Genomic DNA, 17,455 nt, shown 5'->3' with positions numbered 1-17,455 from the left:
TCCCGTCCCAGGGCAGCGGGACAGGGCTGCGCGGACTGCGCGAGCGCCTCGCCGCCCACGACGGCGAGCTGACCGTCCCGGACACCGGGACGGGCCGGTTCCGAATGCTCGCCAGCGTCCCGCTCTGACCCCCGCCGGCCCGCCGGGCCCGGGGCCGCTGCCCGTTCATCTCGCCGGTCACTCAAGAAGACCTACGAGAAACTCCCCGAACCCGACCTCGAACCGGGTCCACGGGTCGGCTCCATACCCTGGCTGCCGCTTGAAGACAACGATCTCCCAAGTCTCGGGGTCGACCGACTCGCATATCCAGAACGCCACATCCCCATTGACGGTGGTTGCGAAGGGAAGCAGCCTTGCCTCCGAGAGGCTCGGCGAAGGACCTCCGCCCCCAGACAGTGGCTCGTCCCGCGGTTCGAACCCCAATTCGTCGCCAGTGCGCCGGACCGGATCAACTGACCCGCCCCGGGGACAGGATCCACCCTCGACCCTCTACCAGTCACACCCGGGGGACTCCCGCCCGGTAGGGGCGGGTCAGTCGACGTCGATCGGCGCGGCGAAGATCCCGCGGGGCCGAAGTCGGTGTACGCCGCGGTGCTGACGGACGAGGCGCCGTCAACGGGACCTTCAGGGTCTGCTTCGCGACCAGGACGGCAGGTCGGCCAGCGTCACCGCGTGCAACGCCGCCCCGACGTCCTCCTCAGCCCGCTACGGCAGCGCGGGTCGGCAGCAAGCGCCGGTGCGGTGCCTGCGGAGTGCCGCGGCCAGCACCTCGGGATCGATCGCGGGTGTGCGCCCGAAGTCCGGGTCGTGGCTGGTGGGCAGGGCCGCGAGGGCCTGGCGGACGTCGGCGCACAGGCCGTGGCCGGGCCGGAACCCGGCGAAGGCGGCCAGGACCGCCGAACGCACGTCCCGCACCCCCGCCAGCCGGCGGGCCTGGTCCTGCCAGTGCCGCGCCTCGCGCTGGTCCCCCCTTCCGGCACACAGACAGGCGAGGGCGTAGGCGGCCTGGAAGCATCCTGCCCCGGCCCCGAGCTGCCACCATGTCCGCGGCCCGTCCGCCAGCGCCCGGCGCATGACCGCGCCGTCCTCGTCCTCCCCCTCGTGGACAGCCAGGTGGCACAGCGCTCCGAGAACGAGCGCCCCGTACGGCTCGATCGCCGACGCGTCCGTCAGCGCCGCGATCCACCCCGGCGACCGGGCGTCCTCCAGCACCAGGTGACACAGCGCCAACAGCTCGAACCCGGCCCGGTCCAGACGGACCGCGACCGACGGTGAAGGCCGCTGCGAGGCCCGCGTCCGCGCCGCCAGGCGCGCCGCGACCCTGGCCGGCGCGCCGTCGAGACAGGCGGAGGCCCGACCCCTGGCCTCGGGCTGCGGCAGACGCACTGACGCGAGCGGCGACCAGGCCGGGCCCGGGTCCGAGGCCCCGCGGACGGCGCCGGACTGCGCGTCGACGGCGCCGTGGATGTCGATCACTGCTCTTCCGCCGTCTCGGCGCTCTGTTCGTCCAGACCCAGCGCCGAGGCGAGCCGGCGGCGGGCGTCGCGGCGCAGGCTGTACACCCCGCTCTTGGTGATACCCATGATCCGTGCGGCGGTGACGACCGGATAGCCGAGCACGTAGGTCAGCACGACCACGTCGTGCTGCCTGTCCGGCAGGTCGCCGATCGCCGCGAACAGGCCGATCCCGCTCTCCAGCGCCCGGAACGCCTCCCGGGCGTCGGCCATGGCGAACGCGAACGCGGCGGAGGTGAAGGCCGACGGCCGGACGACGCGCTCCGGCGTGTCGTCGACCGTCGCCCGCAGCACACCCCAGCAGAACTGCCCCGCGTTCTCCTGGCGCAGCACCAGGTCCCAGTTGGCGGCGAGGTCCGCGAAGACGTCGTCGACCAGCGCGTCGGCGGCGTCGGGATCGCCGAGGTGCAGGCGCGCGTACTCCCAGTACGCCTCGCCGTGCATCACCATCAGGGCGACCAGGTCGTTGGGCAGGGAGGTCTCCGGTACGAGGTCCCCGCCCTCGGGTACCTGCTCGGGAGGGTCCTGGTGATCCTGAGGGATCGGGGCGTCATCGTGCGCATCAGCGCGACCGCCGCCGTCGATGCCGACCATGTGGCGTCCGTCCTCCCGCCCCGGAAGCCTGGGCCGACGGTCGGTCCCGGCCTCGTGGCCTGTTCGGGACCAGGAAACCGGCTGGGCACCGTGGATCTGCAGGCCGGGCAGAAGTTGACCGGATCTGCCGCAAGAGCACGCACCTTGACCGGCTGCCTGGCATTAAGCCCGATCATTCGGTCACCAAGCGTCCTGCCCTGCCCCCGGGAGCGTGCCCGGCGACGCCCCGCGTCCGGGGCCGCATCCCACGCCTCCGCCTCCCGACCCGGGCGTCCGGAGCCGAGGGGACGCCGCGCCCGATGGTGGACTTGCTCCTGCCCCTGGGGCAGGGGGCACAGTGATCCGCGTGCAGGAACAGACGATCACCATCGGGGAACTCGCCGCCGCGACCCGGCTCAGCCCCAAGGCGCTGCGGCTCTACGACGCACGGGGGCTGCTGCCGCCCGCCCACGTCGCCCCGCGCACCGGGCTTCGCCGCTACGGCCCCACCCAGGTGGAACGCGCCCGCCACATCGCGCTGCTGCGCGCCTTGGGAATGCCACTGGCCCGGATCGCCGCAGTACTCGACGCGGACGCAGCGGATCGCGTCCCCCTGCTCGACGCGTACTGGCACGAACAAGCGCGCACACACGCAGCCCGCCGCGCCACGGTGACCTACACCCGGGCGGTCCTGGCAGGAAGGCCGCAGACCATGTACGAGATCGCCGAACGGGACATCCCCGAGCAGAAGGTGCTCAGCATCCAACGCCACGTGAACGCCGCGCACCTGCCGGCCTTCCTCGCCGAAGCGGCCGAACTGCTCCTCACCCACCTGCGGCATGCCAACGCCCGCCTGTCCGGACCGCTCTTCGCCGTCTACCACGGACTGGTGGACGACGACTCCGAAGGCCCGGTCGAAGTCTGCGCCCCCACCGACAGTCCGGTCGAACCGGCAGGGCACATCGGGGTTCGCATCGAGGCCGCGCACCGCGAGGCGTACACCGCCCTGACGAAGCGCGACGACGCTCCCGCGTCGGGCGCCGCCGTCCACGACGCCGTCGGTGCCTGGCTCGCCAGCCACAGGCACACCCGCAGCGCCTCCAACCGGGAGGTCTACTACCCGAACTGGGCAACCGCCGAGCCGGGCGAGCACGTCATGGACGTCGCCGTACCCTTCCACCCGGGCTCCGCCACGTAGAAGCCCGGGCGACCTCCGGGCCCGTGGACGGCCCGGCCACGGCCGCCCCGGACCTGGTCCTGGGCGAGCCGCCGGAGGCGGCCCCGGCCGACCGGGGCCGGGGCCTGGGCCGGGGCATGGGCCGCTACGGGCCGACCTACTTGAACGTGTCCAGCGCGGTGTCGGTGTTGTCGAGAGCGGTTACCAGTAGCTCTCGGCCCGCCCTCAGCATCCCGCCCTGGTTGATGATGTTGACGAAGTCGACGGCCGGGTCCGCCTCCTCAAGTGTGCCGATCACGCCCAGCATGATGTGCAGCGCCTCGGCAGCCTTCGCGGCCGCGTCCACGATGGCCCCGGTGTCCGGATCGTTGGCGAGGAGGAAAAGCGGGATACCCACCCGCCGGACCTGCCAGCCCAGGAACGATATCTGCCTGACCGGGTCGTCCCCGGCTCCAGCCCCGTTCAGCTGCTCCAACCATGCGGTGAAGAGGTCCTCGCCGTCCTCCTCCGCCTCGTCGGCGAGCTTCGCCTGTCCCTGCACCGCGCCCAGCAGGGTGTTGAGCAGACGCAGCCGGTAGACGTCGGGGCTGGCGAACTGCGCGGCCCTTTCGGCGTGCTCGACCGGCGTGTTGTTGCCCTCGTAGACGCCCAACGCAACCAGGGCAGCGCCGATCTGTTCCACCGTCACGGGAATGTCATCACTCGTCATACCGGCAAGCTACCCGCCCGGCCCGGACGCGGGGGCCGAAGTAAGGACAATCAGTGCCTGGCAGCGAGCTCGTCACGAGTCCGACGGCTGATCAGGAGCCTTTCCGGGCTCTGTGGGGCCGGCAGAAGCGCAGGCAGAGCGGGTCCTGGCCGCGGGTGGTGCAGATCCGCGCGAATCCCCGGCTCAGCCCGACTCTGCCGTCGCGGCCAGATAGAGCTCCTCGGGATCGACGGCCTCCGTCGGCGGGTCGAGGATCACGTCCGTCAGCACCGCGGTCTCGGGGAAGGGTACCGGGCGAAGAGGTCCTCGAAGGGGGTCTTCGTGCCGGCGGAGTGGAGCTCGATGTGGACAGGACGGCGGGTCCACGACCGCCCGAGTTCTCACCGCGTGCCACCAGCGGACCACTCGTCGATGATCTACCAGGCAAGATCGAAGGCGTGCTGGATTCCATGGTCGCGACGACGGGCGAGCCGGTCGAGGTGGCGCCGGGCTCGGAGGACCTCGGGCAGGTGAGCTCGACCGTGCACGCGTGCGGCGCCGGGCCGTTGAGAGGTCTCACTCGCGATGCCGCGCGGGCCTCGTTCCCCGAAGGGGTCGAGGCCGTTGAGGGCGACTTCGCCGAGCCTGCTTCGCTCAAGCGCGCGCTGGAGGGTATGCGCTCGCTGTTCCTCGTGTCGCGCATGGGCCCAGATGCCGACATCCTCGACGCCGCCCGGCAGGCAGGTGTGGAGCACGTGGTGCTCGTGTCGTCCATTACCGTCCAGACCCATCCGCACCTGGGCCCCGCCGACGAGAATCTGGCTGTCGAGCGACTACTCAAGGACAGCGGCATGGCCTGGACGATTCTGCGGCCGACGCAGTTCGCCTCGAACGCCCTGTGGTGGGCGGCGTCCATCCGCGAGCACCAACCGGTCAGGGTGCCGTATGCGGACATCGGGCTCCCCACGATCCACCCTGCGGACATCGCGTCGGTGGCGCGGGTGGCGCTGATCGAGTCCGGTCACCGGAGCCGGACGTACGCCCTGACCGGTCCGGAGCGGGTGACCGCCCGGCAGCAGGTGGCGGTCATCGCGGCAGTACTGGAGCGGGAGGTGCCGTTCGTTGAGATCAACAGGGAGGAGGCCCACCGTCACATGGCCGCGTTCCTGGGAGACGAGGCCGCGGATGCGGTGCTCGATGTGACGGGCGGGGACATCGACGACGAGCTGCTGAAGGTGCGCGACACGGTCTCGCGGGTGACCGGCTCCCCGGCCAGGCCATTCCGTCAGTGGGTTTCGGAGAATGCCTCCGCCTTTCGTTGAGCCCCGGTGCCGGCCTCGTTCATCTGTACTCAGCTGGGGCTACGACCTCGGCGCGAGCCTTGACGGCGTCCTCAGCGTTCGGTGCGCGTTCGGTGCACGTTCGAGCCAGGTCGCCTCGGGCTCGCCGTAAAGGAAGGTGCGCCACCTCGCCGCCCTCATTACTCCCTCGCCACCAACATGAGCTGCGCGTCATCAAGAGGCGGCCCCGGACGAAGCACCCCTTGGCAGGAATTGGCCCACTAAACTCACCGCACGTCCTCTGATCAGACAAAGTCTCGGGATCCTTCGGAGTGCTAGCCACGCTCTCCAACGCTCCTCTCCCACTCCGAAAAGTCATTGGCACAAGTCCGCCTGTCAATCCAGTCACCCTCGGGCAAGGAGACCGTCAAAGACAGCAGACGCCCGGACCGGTTCAGCGCGAGGACGACTTCACAGCTTGCAAGCAGATCCAGAAACTCCAGAACCCTATGGACAGGGACGGCATCGAACAGGTAGTCCTCGAAGAGGATCCGGGCCTCACCCCTGTCCTCTCGCACCATCACAATGAACTCGTGTCCGGCAGAGTGCTCCAGATGAATATCAACCACCCGAGGATTCGCGACAGCCTCGGCCGTATCAATCTCCAAGAATTTTCCGGAACGAGCGGCCGCAGCGATGAAATCCTCTACCGAACGCATAGAAAAACCCTCTGGCCGAATTAGTCACACTACCTCCATTGACCACTGCAGAGATCGATCTTACGCCCACCGCACCCAGGGACGATCTGCTCTTCCTCACCGGCAGCCCCGGCCGGCCCGGCGGCCCGGCGATCAAGCGGACGGCAACCAGGCTGGAGGCCGTTCTCAAGGACTACCGCCTGGTGATGTTCGACCAGCGCGGCACCGCGGGGACGAACAACCGCGGCCGGTGCGCCGGGCGCGCTTTCGGTGGCGGGCGTGCGTGCCCGGTGGTGGACTGGAGGACGGACGAAGCGGGCGGGCGCGCGTCGCCGGGAAGCACCTGCTGGAAGGAGCGCTCCGGTGGAGCCATTGATCGCGCTGGTCGTCGGGTTCACCGCGGCCCGACTGGCCGGTCTACTGGGAGCGGACGCGCTCGCCGGCTGGCAGCCTGCCCTGCGGGCCGGGCTGGTGGCCATGTTCCTGCTCACCTCGATCGCGCACTTCGCCCCTGCCCTGCGGCCCGATCTCGTCGACATGGTCCCGCCGTGGATGCCCCGCGCCGGCCTGCTCGTGACGATCACCGGCCTGCTCGAAGCCGCCGGAGCGATCGGCCTGATCATCCCCGCCACCGCGCGATGGGCAGCCGGCGGACTCATCGCCCTCATGATCGCCGTGTTCCCCGCCAACGTCTCCGCCGCCCGCAGGAACACCGCCCAGGGAGACCGCCTCGGCCCGCGCACCCTCCTCCAGATCCTCTACATCGCCGCAGCCGCCGCTATCCTCGTCCGCACGCCACGACACCCCGCGGCCGCCATCCGCACCGCATGACAGCTGATCGACGACCGCCGACCGCCGATCGCCGATCGCCGGAACGGATCACAGAACGGCGACACGAGGAGATCAGCATGGGCACCTGGGGCATCGGCCCTTTCGAGGACGACACGGCGGCGGATTTCGCCGACACCCTCGACGAGACGTCCCTGGACGAACGCGAGAACCTCATCCGCAGCACGCTGAACCGCGCCGTCGAGGCCCAGGACTATCTCGACGCTTCCGAGGCCGTGGAGGCTGTCGCTGCCGCTGCCCTCATCGCAGCGCAATGCCCGGACGGCGAGCCGGTCACAAGCAGCTTCGGCCCCGACGAGGCCCTGCCGCTCCTCGCCACCGACCTCCGGACACTTGCCGCCGAGGCACTCGACCGAGTCCTCGCCGAGGAGTCCGAGCTCGCCGAACTCTGGGACGACACCGATGACGGCCCACGATGGCGCCAGAGCATCAGTCACCTCCGGGGAATCCTTGATCCACCGACCAAGCCTCAAGAAGACTCGCTGTTCGAAATCTGATCTGCTGACTCAGCGTCACCCATCACGAGAGATATGAGAAGCCGTCGTCGTACCGATCTTGGTGAGTACGGGCTCGGATGCGGCGGCTCAGTCGGGTGACCTTGGGGCGTGCCGTGCGCGGACGGTTCGAGTGATCGTTTCGAGCCGACGGGTTCACCAATGTCTCGTCATCATTACGCAGCGTAACCAAGCGGGAGCATGCCAGAGGTCAGACGTACCGGACACGGCAAAGGAGTGGCGACGTGGCGGAAGGTCAGCAGAGGTTGGAGACCAAGCAGATCAGCGGGCAGGTCATCACGCACGCCATCGTCAAGCCGACCGACGACTACGCCCTCTCCGAGAAGGAGTGAGGAGAAGCGTGCTGCTGCGCTGGACGAGGCGGACACCACCTCGGAGTGACGGTGGGTGATGTCCGACGCCGCACGGCCGCCCGCTTCGTCGGTCAGATGCCGAAGCGGCGCTTGCGCAACTCCTCGGCCGGGCCCTGGTACGGGTCGGGCCCGGCGTGCGGGGTCATCCCGCCGACACCCGGCAGGGGCTCCGGCGCGGCGACGACGGCCAGGACCTCCGCGTACTTGCGCCCAGCTGCTTTCGTCACAGCCCTGGATTAGGGCGGTCCGACCTGGGGGCCGTCCACCGCTGCACCCCGAACAGCAGAAGTACCCGGCACGACGAGCCGGCCGGGGTGCGACCCTCCCCCGTCTGTGAGCAGGTCGGGACGAAGGAGAATGGACGAAGGAGAATGTCAGCGTCCGCGCCGGGGGTGGGGTGTGCCGGTCCGGTCAGGACGGCGTGCCGCGACGATGGACCGGCGGGCAGCAGGGGTCGCGGCTGCGGAGTGGGAACGGCGCGCGCCGGCCGTTCCGCGCATGCCCCATTGGTATAGACATATCCGCTCCGCCGCTCCATGATGGAAGGCACTTCCCGAGGTCGCACACACCCCGTCGCCATCCTCACCCGAAGCCACCGTGTGACACCTGGCCGTAGCCGATCCCACCCCGGACGAATGCGCGGCCATCGCGCACCGAGCCGTCCAGGGCACCGCCCGGCGGCGTGCGCCACACGCCTGCCGTACCGGCGAGGAGCGACGATGACCATCATCCACGAGCAGCCCACCCTGATCGGGAGCAGCGCGGTCTACCTGCGCTGCTACCCCTACGACCACTGGGACATGGCCGCTCACCGGTGGGCGCTGGAGGACCACGCCCGGCAGCTCGGCCTCGGCACCCCCAGGCTCTACCTGGACAACGGCACCTCGTCCTCCGCACTGCGCCCCCAGCTGCGCATCCTGCTCGCCCGGGCCTCCAAGGGTCTCGTCGACACCGTGCTGGTGCCCGGCCTCTGGGTCTTCTCCCTGGAGGGTGCCACCGCGGACTCCGTCGCACAGTTCCTCCGTGCGGCCGGCACCCAGGTCGTGGAACTCCCCCGGCGCCGGACCCGCGCCGAAGCCCGCGCCTGACCGCACCGCCCGGAGGAGACTTCGGGGGCGCCCTGGGGCCCCCTCTGGACACGTCCCGAACCCTTTCGGTGATCCGGGCGCGCGACCCGCACGCCGGCGACTGCGACCGACCGGACCCTGATCGTCTCCGCCCGCGCCGAGCCGTTCGGAGCGTCCTCGGCCGCGGGCGGTCAGTCGCCGGGGTGGGCCATGGCGTCGATGGCGATGGCGGCTGCCAGAACGGTGGCGTGATCGGTGTCGGGACCGATGCCGAGACCGTAGGTGTCGCGCAGCCGGAACCACTTCTTGGAGACCTCGGCGACCTTGTAGCCGTCCCGTTCGATCGTGTACTCGTGGTCGACGATGTTGCCGTGGACGGTCAGGTCGCCGCCCTCCTCCTGCTTGATCCGCCAGTGGTCCCGCACCGGCCCCACCAGGCCCTTCTTGACCAGCGCGATCCGGTGGCCGTCGGCGTCCTCGATCTCCATCGAGTCCTTGATCCGCATCGGCCGGCTCTGCACGGCGGCGACCCGGTGGCCCTCGCGGTCCTCGATGGCCCACGTCCGGCGCAGGCGCAGTGCCTTGCCGTTGACCTTGTAGACGTGGTCACCGGCCTCGTCGTCGATCCAGTAGTCGTCCCCGATGGAGAAGACCTTCTGCTGCATGCGGTAGCGGGTGACGCCCTCGCCGTCGTCGAAGGCGTTGTTGGCCCGGTGGCGGGCCCGTCGTTCGCCGAACATCCTCGGCTCCCTTCCCCGGTGGGCGGGCGGTTCACCCCGCCTCGGCGCCGGTCGTGATCAACGGCCGCTCGCCCCCGCCGGCCGGCAGGTCCTTCCGGTACTGCCATCGCACCCCGCCGGGACCGGCCGGGCCACCGACGGCCGGGCGCGCTGCGCCGTACAGGTGAACGGCGTGCGCATGGGACCGGGGCTGCCCGGCCCGCAGCCGGGCGGCGGGGGCCGGGCCGGTCCCGGCGGGGCGGCGCCCGGCCTCCGGGGCGCGAGGCGGACGGGGCGCGAGGCGGACGGGGCGGGCGCCAGGAGAAGGGGGCCGAGCCGACGCGGGCCCGCGCCTGGTTAGGCCGCCGGTGGGAGCTCCGGCGGCCGAACGGGTTCGGGACGCCGAGCCTGTCCGGCGGTTCGCCGCGGGGCTGTTACTGCTGCCGCATGGACGATTTCGTACGCAGGGCGGCGTTCCCCGTCGCCGGGGCGGTCACGGCCGCCGGCCTCGCCAGCGTGGTGCTCCTCGGACAGGGCCAGACCCCCGCAGCGGCAGTGCTCCCACCGGGCGCGCTCGCCGGCGCGAAGCTGGTGCAGCTGACCACCCCCTCGGTGCCGCCCCTGGGCTTCACCCCGTACAGCGGGACCTACGGCACGGCGCTCAGCACGTTCGTCGGCGACACCGACGACGGGGACTTCAGCGACCCGGACGGCATGCTCAGCCGCATCACCATCAGCACCATGACGACCCGGACCGCCGCCGACGCCGCGAAGTACTACGCCCAGGCCCAGCTCACCGACCTCGTCGTCCGGCTCGGCAGCAAGGACCTGATCCGCATCGCGCCCAGCGGCACGGTAGCCTCCATGGACTCCTACGCCGAGTGCGTGCCGCCGCCCGTCGGGCCCTACGCCCTGGCCTACAACCGGACGGACGCCGGCCGGATCACCGTCCTCGGGCAGCTCGTCCCCATCGGCACCTCCACCCTCGCCGTCACCGGCGCCGACCTCGACAGGCCCGAGATCGGACCCAGCACCCTCACCGTGACCGTCGCCCCCCATCAGGACCCGGCCGCACAGAACCGGCAGGACACCGCGGAGGCCTGGCTCGACATCGACGTCCGGGGCACGCTCAACGACACCGGCGGCAACCAGCTCTACCAGGGCGAGGTGACGAATCTGCGCCTGGGCGCGGTCGAGGTCAGCTGCCGGGTGGGCACTCCCTCACCCACCCCGACACCGTCGCCGAGCCCGTCCCCCACACCCTCACCCTCACCCACCCCGACGCCGTCGCCGAGCCCGTCCCCCACACCCGCACCGTCTCCGTCTCCGTCACCGTCCCCCTCGCCCTCCGGGTCGCCCACTCCCCGTCCGACGCCGACACCGGCCCCCACCCCGACCCCGACCCGGGTCCCGCATCCGTCTCCGAGCGGGGAACTACCGGAGACCGGAGCCGGGCCCGGTCTCCCCCGGGTCGCAGGCGCCTCGGCGTTCCTGCTGGTGGTCGGCGGTGCCGCGGTCCTGGCGTCCCGGCGCCGTCCACGCCACTGAGCCGAGCGGCCGCGCGCCGGGGTCCGCCCGGCGCGCGGTCGTCCGGTCGCTGACGACACCGGGGGCGTCGTCCCGGGGCGAGACGGGAGCGCCGGGCACCGGGCGGCCTGCTCGGCGAGGGGCAGCACGCCCGGGCGGTCGCGTAGGCTCGCCCGGGTGCCGCCCGGGGCGGGGATGGCCGGGGGAACGGGGGTGGGCTGGGTGTTGTCGGATCGTACGCGGGCCGAGTCGCTGCTGCGGGGCGCGGCGGCCACCTGCGAACCGCAGTTGCGGCACTGGGTCGGGCAGTTGGGCGGTGCGCTCGGGGAGGTGGCGGCGTACCACTTCGGATGGTCCGGCGGATTCCCGGCTACAGGGCGCGGCGGCAAGAACGTCCGGGCGGCCCTGACGCTGAGCTGCGCCCGGGCTGTGGGAGGGGAGCCGGACCTCGCGGCACCCGCCGCCGTGGCGGTGGAGATGGTGCACAACCTGTCGCTGCTGTACGACGACGTCCTGGACGGCGATGCGGTCCGTCGTCACCGCGCCTCCGCCTGGGAGGTGTTCGGGCCTGCCGCCGCGACCAGGTCGGCCGACGCGCTGCTGATGGTGGCGTTCGAGGTGCTCGCGGGCCCCGGCGGCGAAGCGGTCTCAGGCGGGGCGGTCTCGGGCGGGGCGGTCTCGGGCGAGGCCACGGCAGCCCTGCTGGACACGCTCGTCCAACTCGCGGTGGGTGAGGGCCTGGACGTGCTGTTCGAGGGTGAGCCGCGCATCGGGCTGCCCGAGTGCCTGGAGATGGTGTCGGGCAAGACGGCGTCCCTGATCTCCTGTGCCTGCCGGCTGGGCGCCCTCTACGGCGGCGGCGGACCGGCGCAGGTCGAGGCCCTGGCCGCGTTCGGTCACGACCTGGGCATGGCATTCCAGCTGGTGGACGACGTGCTCGGGATCTGGGGCGACGGTGCGGTCACCGGAAAGCCGGTCTTCGCGGACCTGCGGGCGCGCAAGCTCTCGGTACCGGTGGTCGCCGCGATGGCCTCGGGCACCGCGGCGGGCAACGAACTGGCCCGCCGCTACTCCCTGCCGGCCTCCCCGGACCGCGCCGAGGAGGCGGCGCTGGCTCTGCTGGTGGAAGAAGCCGGCGGCCGGCGCTGGACGGTGGAGCGCGCCGCCGGGCACGCGGAGGAGGCCCGGCTCCGGCTGCGGCAGCTCGCCGACGAACCGGGCACGGTACCCGGAGCCGTCGACGACCTCGACGCGCTCTGCGAACTGATCGTCACCCGGTCGTACTGAAGCGGTCCTCCCCCGCGCGGGAGGACCACGGCGGCGGGGTGTCGAGGATGTGCGCCCGGCCCTGCCGGTAGAGCGCGGCGTCCACCTCCTTCAGCCGGCGGAGCTCCTCCGCCTCGTACAGGGCGTGGACGACGGCCGGCTCACCGCCGTGACCAGCGGCCCGCAGCAGCGCGTTCGTCGCCGCCCGGCCGCTCTGGTTCGCGCCCTCCATCGTGGCCAGGTTGACCGGGCAGCGGACGAAGTCGCCGGCCATGAACAGGTTCACCGCGGCCGTCTCCGCCGTCGGGCGCAGCTCCCAGGAGCCGGTGGTGTTGATCAGCAGGGCCTCGTCGTTGGTGGCGGGCCCGGGGCCGTCGAGGTTCCTGACGGCCGGGTCCAGGTGCCAGGAGTGGAGCAGGCCCCCGTGGAGGGTCCGCCGACGCCCGTCGTCGAGGGCGTCGGTGAGCTGGGCCCAGACCTCGGCGACGACCTCGGCCCGGGTGCACTCGCGGGCCGGCTTGCCGTAGAGGATGCCGGGGGTGTCCCAGGAGGAGATGTCGACCGACAGGCAGTCGGCGACCGTCCCGTCACCGTAGGTGGCGCGGAAGTCGGTGTCCCAGAACTGGGCCTGGCTGATGGAGGTCAGCGCCCACGGGGAGTCCTGGTAGATGACGTGGCCGCGGGTGATCGGGGTGGGTTCGGTGAGGTAGAACTGCAGGCCGACCATCCAGTCGGTACGCAGGCCCGCCGTCTTCTTGAGCTCGGGGTCGGCCTCGGCCAGGCCGCGTTCCAGCAGCGCCCCGATCCGGTCGACGGGGAGCGCGCACACGTACCAGTCGGCGTCCACCTCCCGCCGCCGCGTGCCCGGGCCGCGCAGCACCGCGCCGACTACGGCGCGCCCCCGCACCCTCAGGCGCTCCACCCGCCAGCCGAGTTCGAGCCGCACCCCCAGCCGCTCCAGGTGCCGCACCCAGGGGTCGATCCAGGCGGTGCTGGTCGGCGCGTTCAGGACCCGGTCGGCGGCCTGTGCCTCACCCCGGCCCAGAAACCCGTAACCGAAGGCCTCCAGGAACCCCCCGACGGTGTGCGCGCTGCACACCTCCGCCCTGGCCGCCACCACCGTGCGGGTCGCCCCGACGACGCACACCTTCCGGTACTCCTCGGAGGCGCCGTCCGCGGCCGTGAAGTCCCACCAGGAGGTCCGTTCCCACTGTCCCAGCCGCCGCTCGGCGCTGCTGGTCATGTAGACCAGCATGCGGTTGGCGAAGTACAGCAGCTCCTCGTTCAGCTCGCCCTCGGCGCCCAGCCTCATGCCCCGGGCGCGGAGGATCTGCAGGGGTGTCCTCGGGCCGGTGGCCATGGACACGTCGGCGACCGTCTCGCCGATCCTCCCCGACCGTGCGGACAGCATCTGCGGCGCTTCCCGCAAGTTTCCCTCCACGCCCGAGGACGAGCCCTCCAGAGGGATCCGCCGCATCGTGTCGGGCAGGCTCCGGTAGAAGCCGGGGAAGAACCGGAACCCGTGCTCGCTGGGCAGGTCGAGCCGCCCGCCGGTCCCCGTCCCGGGGACCGAGGCGCTACGGGCCTTGCCGCCCCACCCGGAGGGTTCCACCACGGTCACCTCGAAGCCGCGCTCCGCCAGCTCCATGGCCGCCGTCAGCCCGGCCACCCCGCCACCCAGCACCACGACCGTCCGCCCCGAACCCCCCGACACCCCGCACCCCTTCCGGCCGGCCAGCACTCACCGGCCCCACCCGACCCGTACGGGAACGATAGAGCAGACGGTTCGTCAGCCGTCCGCCCGGCCCGCGACCGGCGGGCGCGCGCGACGGGACGAGTGGACACGGTCGCCGCGTGGGAGTGCGGGCGCCGGGGCAGGCGAGGGCGCCTCTCCCGGCCGTCAGGCCGCCGTCCCTGGCGCTCGGCGGGTGTCAGAGCTGTATGGAAGGCTTCTTCGGACAATTCCGGTTCGTGGGAGAGGCGACGGCTGTGTTGCTGGTGGGCGAGATCTGGCAGCTGCTGAAGAAGGGTGAGGTTGTCGGCGAGATCGTGATCGAGGACGCCGACTTCCCCTGGTTGTCAGGCCGCTTCCTGCCCGCTCCCGGCTTCGCCGCGGTGAAGCCGTTGTTCGATCGCGAGCTCGTGCTGGTCGAGGAGGAGGAGATGGACGAGTGGGAAGCCGTCACCGATGAGATCCGCCGGACCCTGGAGCTGGCCGCCCCGGCGGGCCCGGTGGCCGAGTTCCTGCTCCAGGTCGACGGTGACCGTGCCTGGTTCCGCTGGAGCGATGAGCCGTTCGAGTAGGAGACGTCGTAGTGCGAAGCCGGGCTTCTGTCCTTCTGGAATCCCAAGCCGGCCCACGAGCAATTGGGCGATCATGGGGGGATGACTGAACCGCGCACGGTCCGGCCGCCGCTCCAGCCCGATCCGAAGCTCTGTCCCCGTACACGGACCTGGAGATGATCCGCGGACGCCGTGCAGGACCAGGCGGCCCCCGCCCGGTAGCTCCCCACCACTGGTACGTCCGCCAGGACGCCGGCATTCTGCCCGACCAGCAGGCCGCGCGGTGAGCGCGGTGGTCCGGCGCACTGAGGGGCGGTCTTCCTTCAACCGCCCCGCGCGGCGTGCGGCCGGCGAGGGCACGTCGACGGTCACCTCTGTGCGCCCTGGGACTGGCGGTGACTCTGAGTAGTCGAATCCGGGCTGAAGGAGGAAACGCCGCACCGCCGGGACGTGTGGTTCCCGGTCGCCCCGCTCCGGCGTTTCGGGCGCCGCGCGGCCGGTCTCCGCCGACGGGGGTGGCGAGGCGGTGGAACGCTTGCCGGAGGGCGCCCGGCCGGGTTCGGGGCCGGAGGCGCCGTCCGGCACCTCACGGCCCACCGGGGTGTCTCGGGCGGGGCGGTTCCCGCTCCCGGTGCGCGTCGATCGCCCCGTTCCTCGGCCGAACCGTGACGAGAACGATAGCCGGTGGGGCTGGCCCCGGCGGGTCCCCGAGCGGTTTCCTGTCGCCATGACCGATTCCGGGGCACTGTCCCGGATTATCCGGATTCCCGGGGCGTGACACATGAAACCGGTTCGCACCGATACTTCCGCAGCCGTCTACCTGCGCTGCTACCCCTTCGACCCGAGCGGGATGGGAACGCACCTGCACGCACTGCGGCACCTCGCGAACGAGCTCGGGTTCGCGCCTCCGGCCGTGTTCCTCGACAACGGCTGCCGCTCCCGGGGCCCGCTTCCCGCCCTCCAGCGTCTGATCGGGCTGCTGACCGCGGGCGCCTTCCGCGCGGTGCTCGTCCCGGGCCCGTTCGTCTTCTCCCTCTCCGACCTCGAAGCGCGCTCGATCTGGTCCCAACTCACCAGTTCGGGAAACCGTGTGATCGAACTCCCGGCGTCTGCGCTGATCGCCCAATGGGGGTGGGGGCGGTGATCACGAGCTCGGATCCGGCCTGGTCCCGCTGGGTGGGGCGCACGGTCGACCTACCCAACGGCGGCCCCGGAATCGTCCGCATGGCCCGGCGCGAGGTCGCCGCGGACGTGCTGTGGGCCGTGGACGCACGCGGGACCGTACACCGGATCACCCGGCACCACACACCGCCGGGCCCGTGCATCCACAACGCCCACTCACCGGCCGCCCGGCCACCCGCGCACGCGCCGCCCGCCGAACCCGGCGTGGAGTGCGCGTGAGGCGCTCGCACGGGCGGCTCGGTCGGGGCTCCTGGAACGCTCTGATTCTTGGGCGCGCGCAGTGTGGGCCGGGGCAGAGGCCGACCCACCATGGGGTGGGTCGGCCTTCCGGTCATGCTGGTGGTGTTGCTGGTACCGGCATGGTCATTGTGCGGTGGCCTGTCGCTGGTAGAGGCTGATCTCAGCGGCTGAGGCGTCGCCGGCACCGTTGGCGGCTCGCGTGGTCTTCAGTCGGATGTGGCGGGTGGTGGTGTCGGGGAAGGTGATCGTCCTGACGCCCGAACCGGGCGGGAAGGTGCCGCTCGCCACGGCGGTCCAGTTGTTTCCGTCGGTGCTGGTCAGGATCTGGTAGTCGGCCGTGGTGCCGTTGGTGCCGCCGTCTTGGCGTGGAAGGTAGTCGAGCCTTCCCACGGTTCGGGACCGGCCCAGGTCGATGTCGATCCAGTGCGGCATGGGGGTGATGCCGGTGCCGTACTGCGTGTGCCGGATGGTGGAGTCGTTTCCGTCGATGGCGTTGGTGGCTCGGCCGTTCGCCCGTACGGTCTCGGTGCTGTCGGCGGTGGCCGTCCAGCCGCCGCGCGGGATGGCGGTGTAGGCGGTGGTGCCGGTGATGGGCGCGGCCTCGAACACGGCCACCTCGTGCGGCTGCAGTGTGATGCCGGCCGGTGTGCCGCGTTGAGCGGTGAAGGCGGCGCGCAGGCCGTCCTTCTCGGTGAAGCGGTACGTGCCCTGGGTGCCGCCGGGCAGTTCGAAGATCTGCTGAGGGTCCACCGCGAAGGTCTTCGGTGTGGCTGAGGGATTGCGCAGCATCAGCACGCCCTTGGACGTGCCGGCGGTGGAGTTCCAGGCGGCGGTGCCGTAGATGTCGCCGGCCGCTGCGTCGCCGCCGATCCAGCGGACGTCGGTGAGCAGGTCCTGGTTGGCGCGGGCCCACTTGGCGTTGGCGGCCAGGGTGTCCCAGAACCAGGGTGCTCCTCGCAGGTTGGGGCGTACCAGTGTGTCGCGGACGTAGAGTTCCTGCAGTCCCATTCCTTGTGCGAAGTAGGAACGGATGTCGTTGGAGACCTCGTTGCGGACCGACTGCTTCGTGAGGTCGTGGTCGGCGCTGAACTGTGGGGCCCTGTCGGAGAAGATGATGCCGTGGTTCATCACGGAGGGGATGGGGAAGAGGGGGTTCTGGGTGGCGATGTTCCGGAATGTCTGGGAGTCGCGGTAGTTGACGTACTTCTCCTGGGGGGAGCCGTCGCCGGTCTGGCCCGCGTCCTCGCCGTCGCGCCAGATGGAGTCCACGTACCAGAGCCAGTAGGGGGATCCCCAGGTTCTTACGGTGGCGTTGACCCAGACGTCCTTGTTGCGGCCGCGAAGATCCGTTGGGAGATCCAGCAAGGCTTCGTAGTCGGTGAGGTAGTTGCTGTTGGGGCCGGACTGGTTGAGCCGGCTGAACAGGAGCAAGCCGGCCGCACAACAGTACGAAACCCACAGCAGCGGCAGGTTCAAACTCGGTGACCCCGCCTACGACGACCGCTTCCGTTCAGTGGCCTTCGA

Annotated in this window: 17 protein-coding genes; 9 read left to right on the top strand and 8 right to left on the bottom strand. The window is 71.3% G+C overall.

Going from position 1 to position 17,455, the window contains the following annotated elements:
- Positions 1-705: 705 nt before the first annotated feature.
- Positions 706-1,476, bottom strand: a complete 771-nt coding sequence (locus PUR56_RS38820; RefSeq protein ID WP_329952437.1) for a hypothetical protein — start codon at positions 1,474-1,476, stop codon at positions 706-708.
- Entirely contained in the window at positions 1,473-2,108 is a 636-nt protein-coding gene (locus PUR56_RS38815) for a sigma-70 family RNA polymerase sigma factor (RefSeq protein WP_329952436.1), read from the bottom strand. The genes PUR56_RS38820 and PUR56_RS38815 overlap by 4 nt, the downstream gene beginning before the upstream one ends.
- A 346-nt stretch (positions 2,109-2,454) precedes the next feature.
- Here PUR56_RS38815 and PUR56_RS38810 point away from each other — a divergent pair, with 346 nt between their 5' ends.
- Entirely contained in the window at positions 2,455-3,285 is an 831-nt protein-coding gene (locus PUR56_RS38810) for a MerR family transcriptional regulator (RefSeq protein WP_329952435.1), read from the top strand.
- Between the two features lie 136 nt (positions 3,286-3,421).
- On the opposite strand, the gene PUR56_RS38805 is transcribed toward PUR56_RS38810, so the two are convergent.
- A complete protein-coding gene (locus PUR56_RS38805; RefSeq protein ID WP_329952434.1) occupies positions 3,422-3,973 on the bottom strand; it encodes a DUF6245 family protein in 552 nt (183 codons plus the stop codon).
- Between the two features lie 437 nt (positions 3,974-4,410).
- Between PUR56_RS38805 and PUR56_RS38800 the strand changes: the two genes are divergently transcribed.
- On the top strand, positions 4,411-5,274 hold the full coding sequence (locus PUR56_RS38800; RefSeq protein WP_329952433.1) for an NAD(P)H-binding protein: 864 nt from the start codon (positions 4,411-4,413) through the stop codon (positions 5,272-5,274).
- Positions 5,275-5,567: 293 nt separating this feature from the next.
- Here PUR56_RS38800 and PUR56_RS38795 read toward each other — a convergent pair whose 3' ends face one another.
- Positions 5,568-5,951: a hypothetical protein gene (locus PUR56_RS38795; RefSeq protein ID WP_329883522.1), complete on the bottom strand. Its 384-nt coding sequence runs from the start codon at positions 5,949-5,951 to the stop codon at positions 5,568-5,570.
- A 342-nt stretch (positions 5,952-6,293) separates the two neighbouring features.
- Between PUR56_RS38795 and PUR56_RS38790 the strand changes: the two genes are divergently transcribed.
- On the top strand, positions 6,294-6,761 hold the full coding sequence (locus tag PUR56_RS38790; RefSeq protein ID WP_329883521.1) for a DoxX family protein: 468 nt from the start codon (positions 6,294-6,296) through the stop codon (positions 6,759-6,761).
- 77 nt (positions 6,762-6,838) lie between these two features.
- Entirely contained in the window at positions 6,839-7,276 is a 438-nt protein-coding gene (locus tag PUR56_RS38785) for a DUF4259 domain-containing protein (protein WP_329952432.1), read from the top strand.
- A 442-nt stretch (positions 7,277-7,718) separates the two neighbouring features.
- Here PUR56_RS38785 and PUR56_RS38780 read toward each other — a convergent pair whose 3' ends face one another.
- On the bottom strand, positions 7,719-7,874 hold the full coding sequence (locus PUR56_RS38780; protein ID WP_329883519.1) for a hypothetical protein: 156 nt from the start codon (positions 7,872-7,874) through the stop codon (positions 7,719-7,721).
- A 492-nt stretch (positions 7,875-8,366) separates the two neighbouring features.
- Between PUR56_RS38780 and PUR56_RS38775 the strand changes: the two genes are divergently transcribed.
- Positions 8,367-8,735, top strand: a complete 369-nt coding sequence (locus tag PUR56_RS38775) for a recombinase family protein (protein ID WP_329883518.1) — start codon at positions 8,367-8,369, stop codon at positions 8,733-8,735.
- 170 nt (positions 8,736-8,905) lie between these two features.
- Here the strand turns inward: PUR56_RS38775 and PUR56_RS38770 are convergent, their stop codons facing one another.
- Positions 8,906-9,454: an LURP-one-related/scramblase family protein gene (locus PUR56_RS38770; RefSeq protein WP_329952431.1), complete on the bottom strand. Its 549-nt coding sequence runs from the start codon at positions 9,452-9,454 to the stop codon at positions 8,906-8,908.
- A gap of 426 nt (positions 9,455-9,880) precedes the next feature.
- Between PUR56_RS38770 and PUR56_RS38765 the strand changes: the two genes are divergently transcribed.
- Together PUR56_RS38765 and PUR56_RS38760 are read left to right on the top strand one after the other, a co-directional pair.
- Positions 9,881-10,981, top strand: a complete 1,101-nt coding sequence (locus tag PUR56_RS38765; RefSeq protein WP_329952430.1) for a hypothetical protein — start codon at positions 9,881-9,883, stop codon at positions 10,979-10,981.
- Between the two features lie 204 nt (positions 10,982-11,185).
- Positions 11,186-12,247: a polyprenyl synthetase family protein gene (locus tag PUR56_RS38760; RefSeq protein WP_329952429.1), complete on the top strand. Its 1,062-nt coding sequence runs from the start codon at positions 11,186-11,188 to the stop codon at positions 12,245-12,247.
- Here PUR56_RS38760 and PUR56_RS38755 read toward each other — a convergent pair.
- A complete protein-coding gene (locus PUR56_RS38755; protein WP_329883514.1) occupies positions 12,231-13,940 on the bottom strand; it encodes a hydroxysqualene dehydroxylase in 1,710 nt (569 codons plus the stop codon). The two genes, PUR56_RS38760 and PUR56_RS38755, sit on opposite strands and share 17 nt — an antisense overlap.
- Before the next feature lie 257 nt (positions 13,941-14,197).
- Between PUR56_RS38755 and PUR56_RS38750 the strand changes: the two genes are divergently transcribed.
- On the top strand, positions 14,198-14,530 hold the full coding sequence (locus PUR56_RS38750; RefSeq protein WP_443034620.1) for a hypothetical protein: 333 nt from the start codon (positions 14,198-14,200) through the stop codon (positions 14,528-14,530).
- Between the two features lie 760 nt (positions 14,531-15,290).
- A complete protein-coding gene (locus PUR56_RS38745; RefSeq protein WP_329952428.1) occupies positions 15,291-15,653 on the top strand; it encodes a hypothetical protein in 363 nt (120 codons plus the stop codon).
- 401 nt (positions 15,654-16,054) lie between these two features.
- On the opposite strand, the gene PUR56_RS38740 is transcribed toward PUR56_RS38745, so the two are convergent.
- Positions 16,055-17,362: a discoidin domain-containing protein gene (locus PUR56_RS38740; protein ID WP_329952427.1), complete on the bottom strand. Its 1,308-nt coding sequence runs from the start codon at positions 17,360-17,362 to the stop codon at positions 16,055-16,057.
- Positions 17,363-17,455 lie beyond the last annotated feature (93 nt).

The organism is Streptomyces sp. BE303 (assembly GCF_036290945.1).
In the GTDB taxonomy this organism is placed as follows: Bacteria; Actinomycetota; Actinomycetes; order Streptomycetales; family Streptomycetaceae; genus Kitasatospora.
The sequence above is the reverse complement of the archived record's forward strand: the minus strand, read 5'-3'. Positions and strand labels throughout refer to the sequence as shown.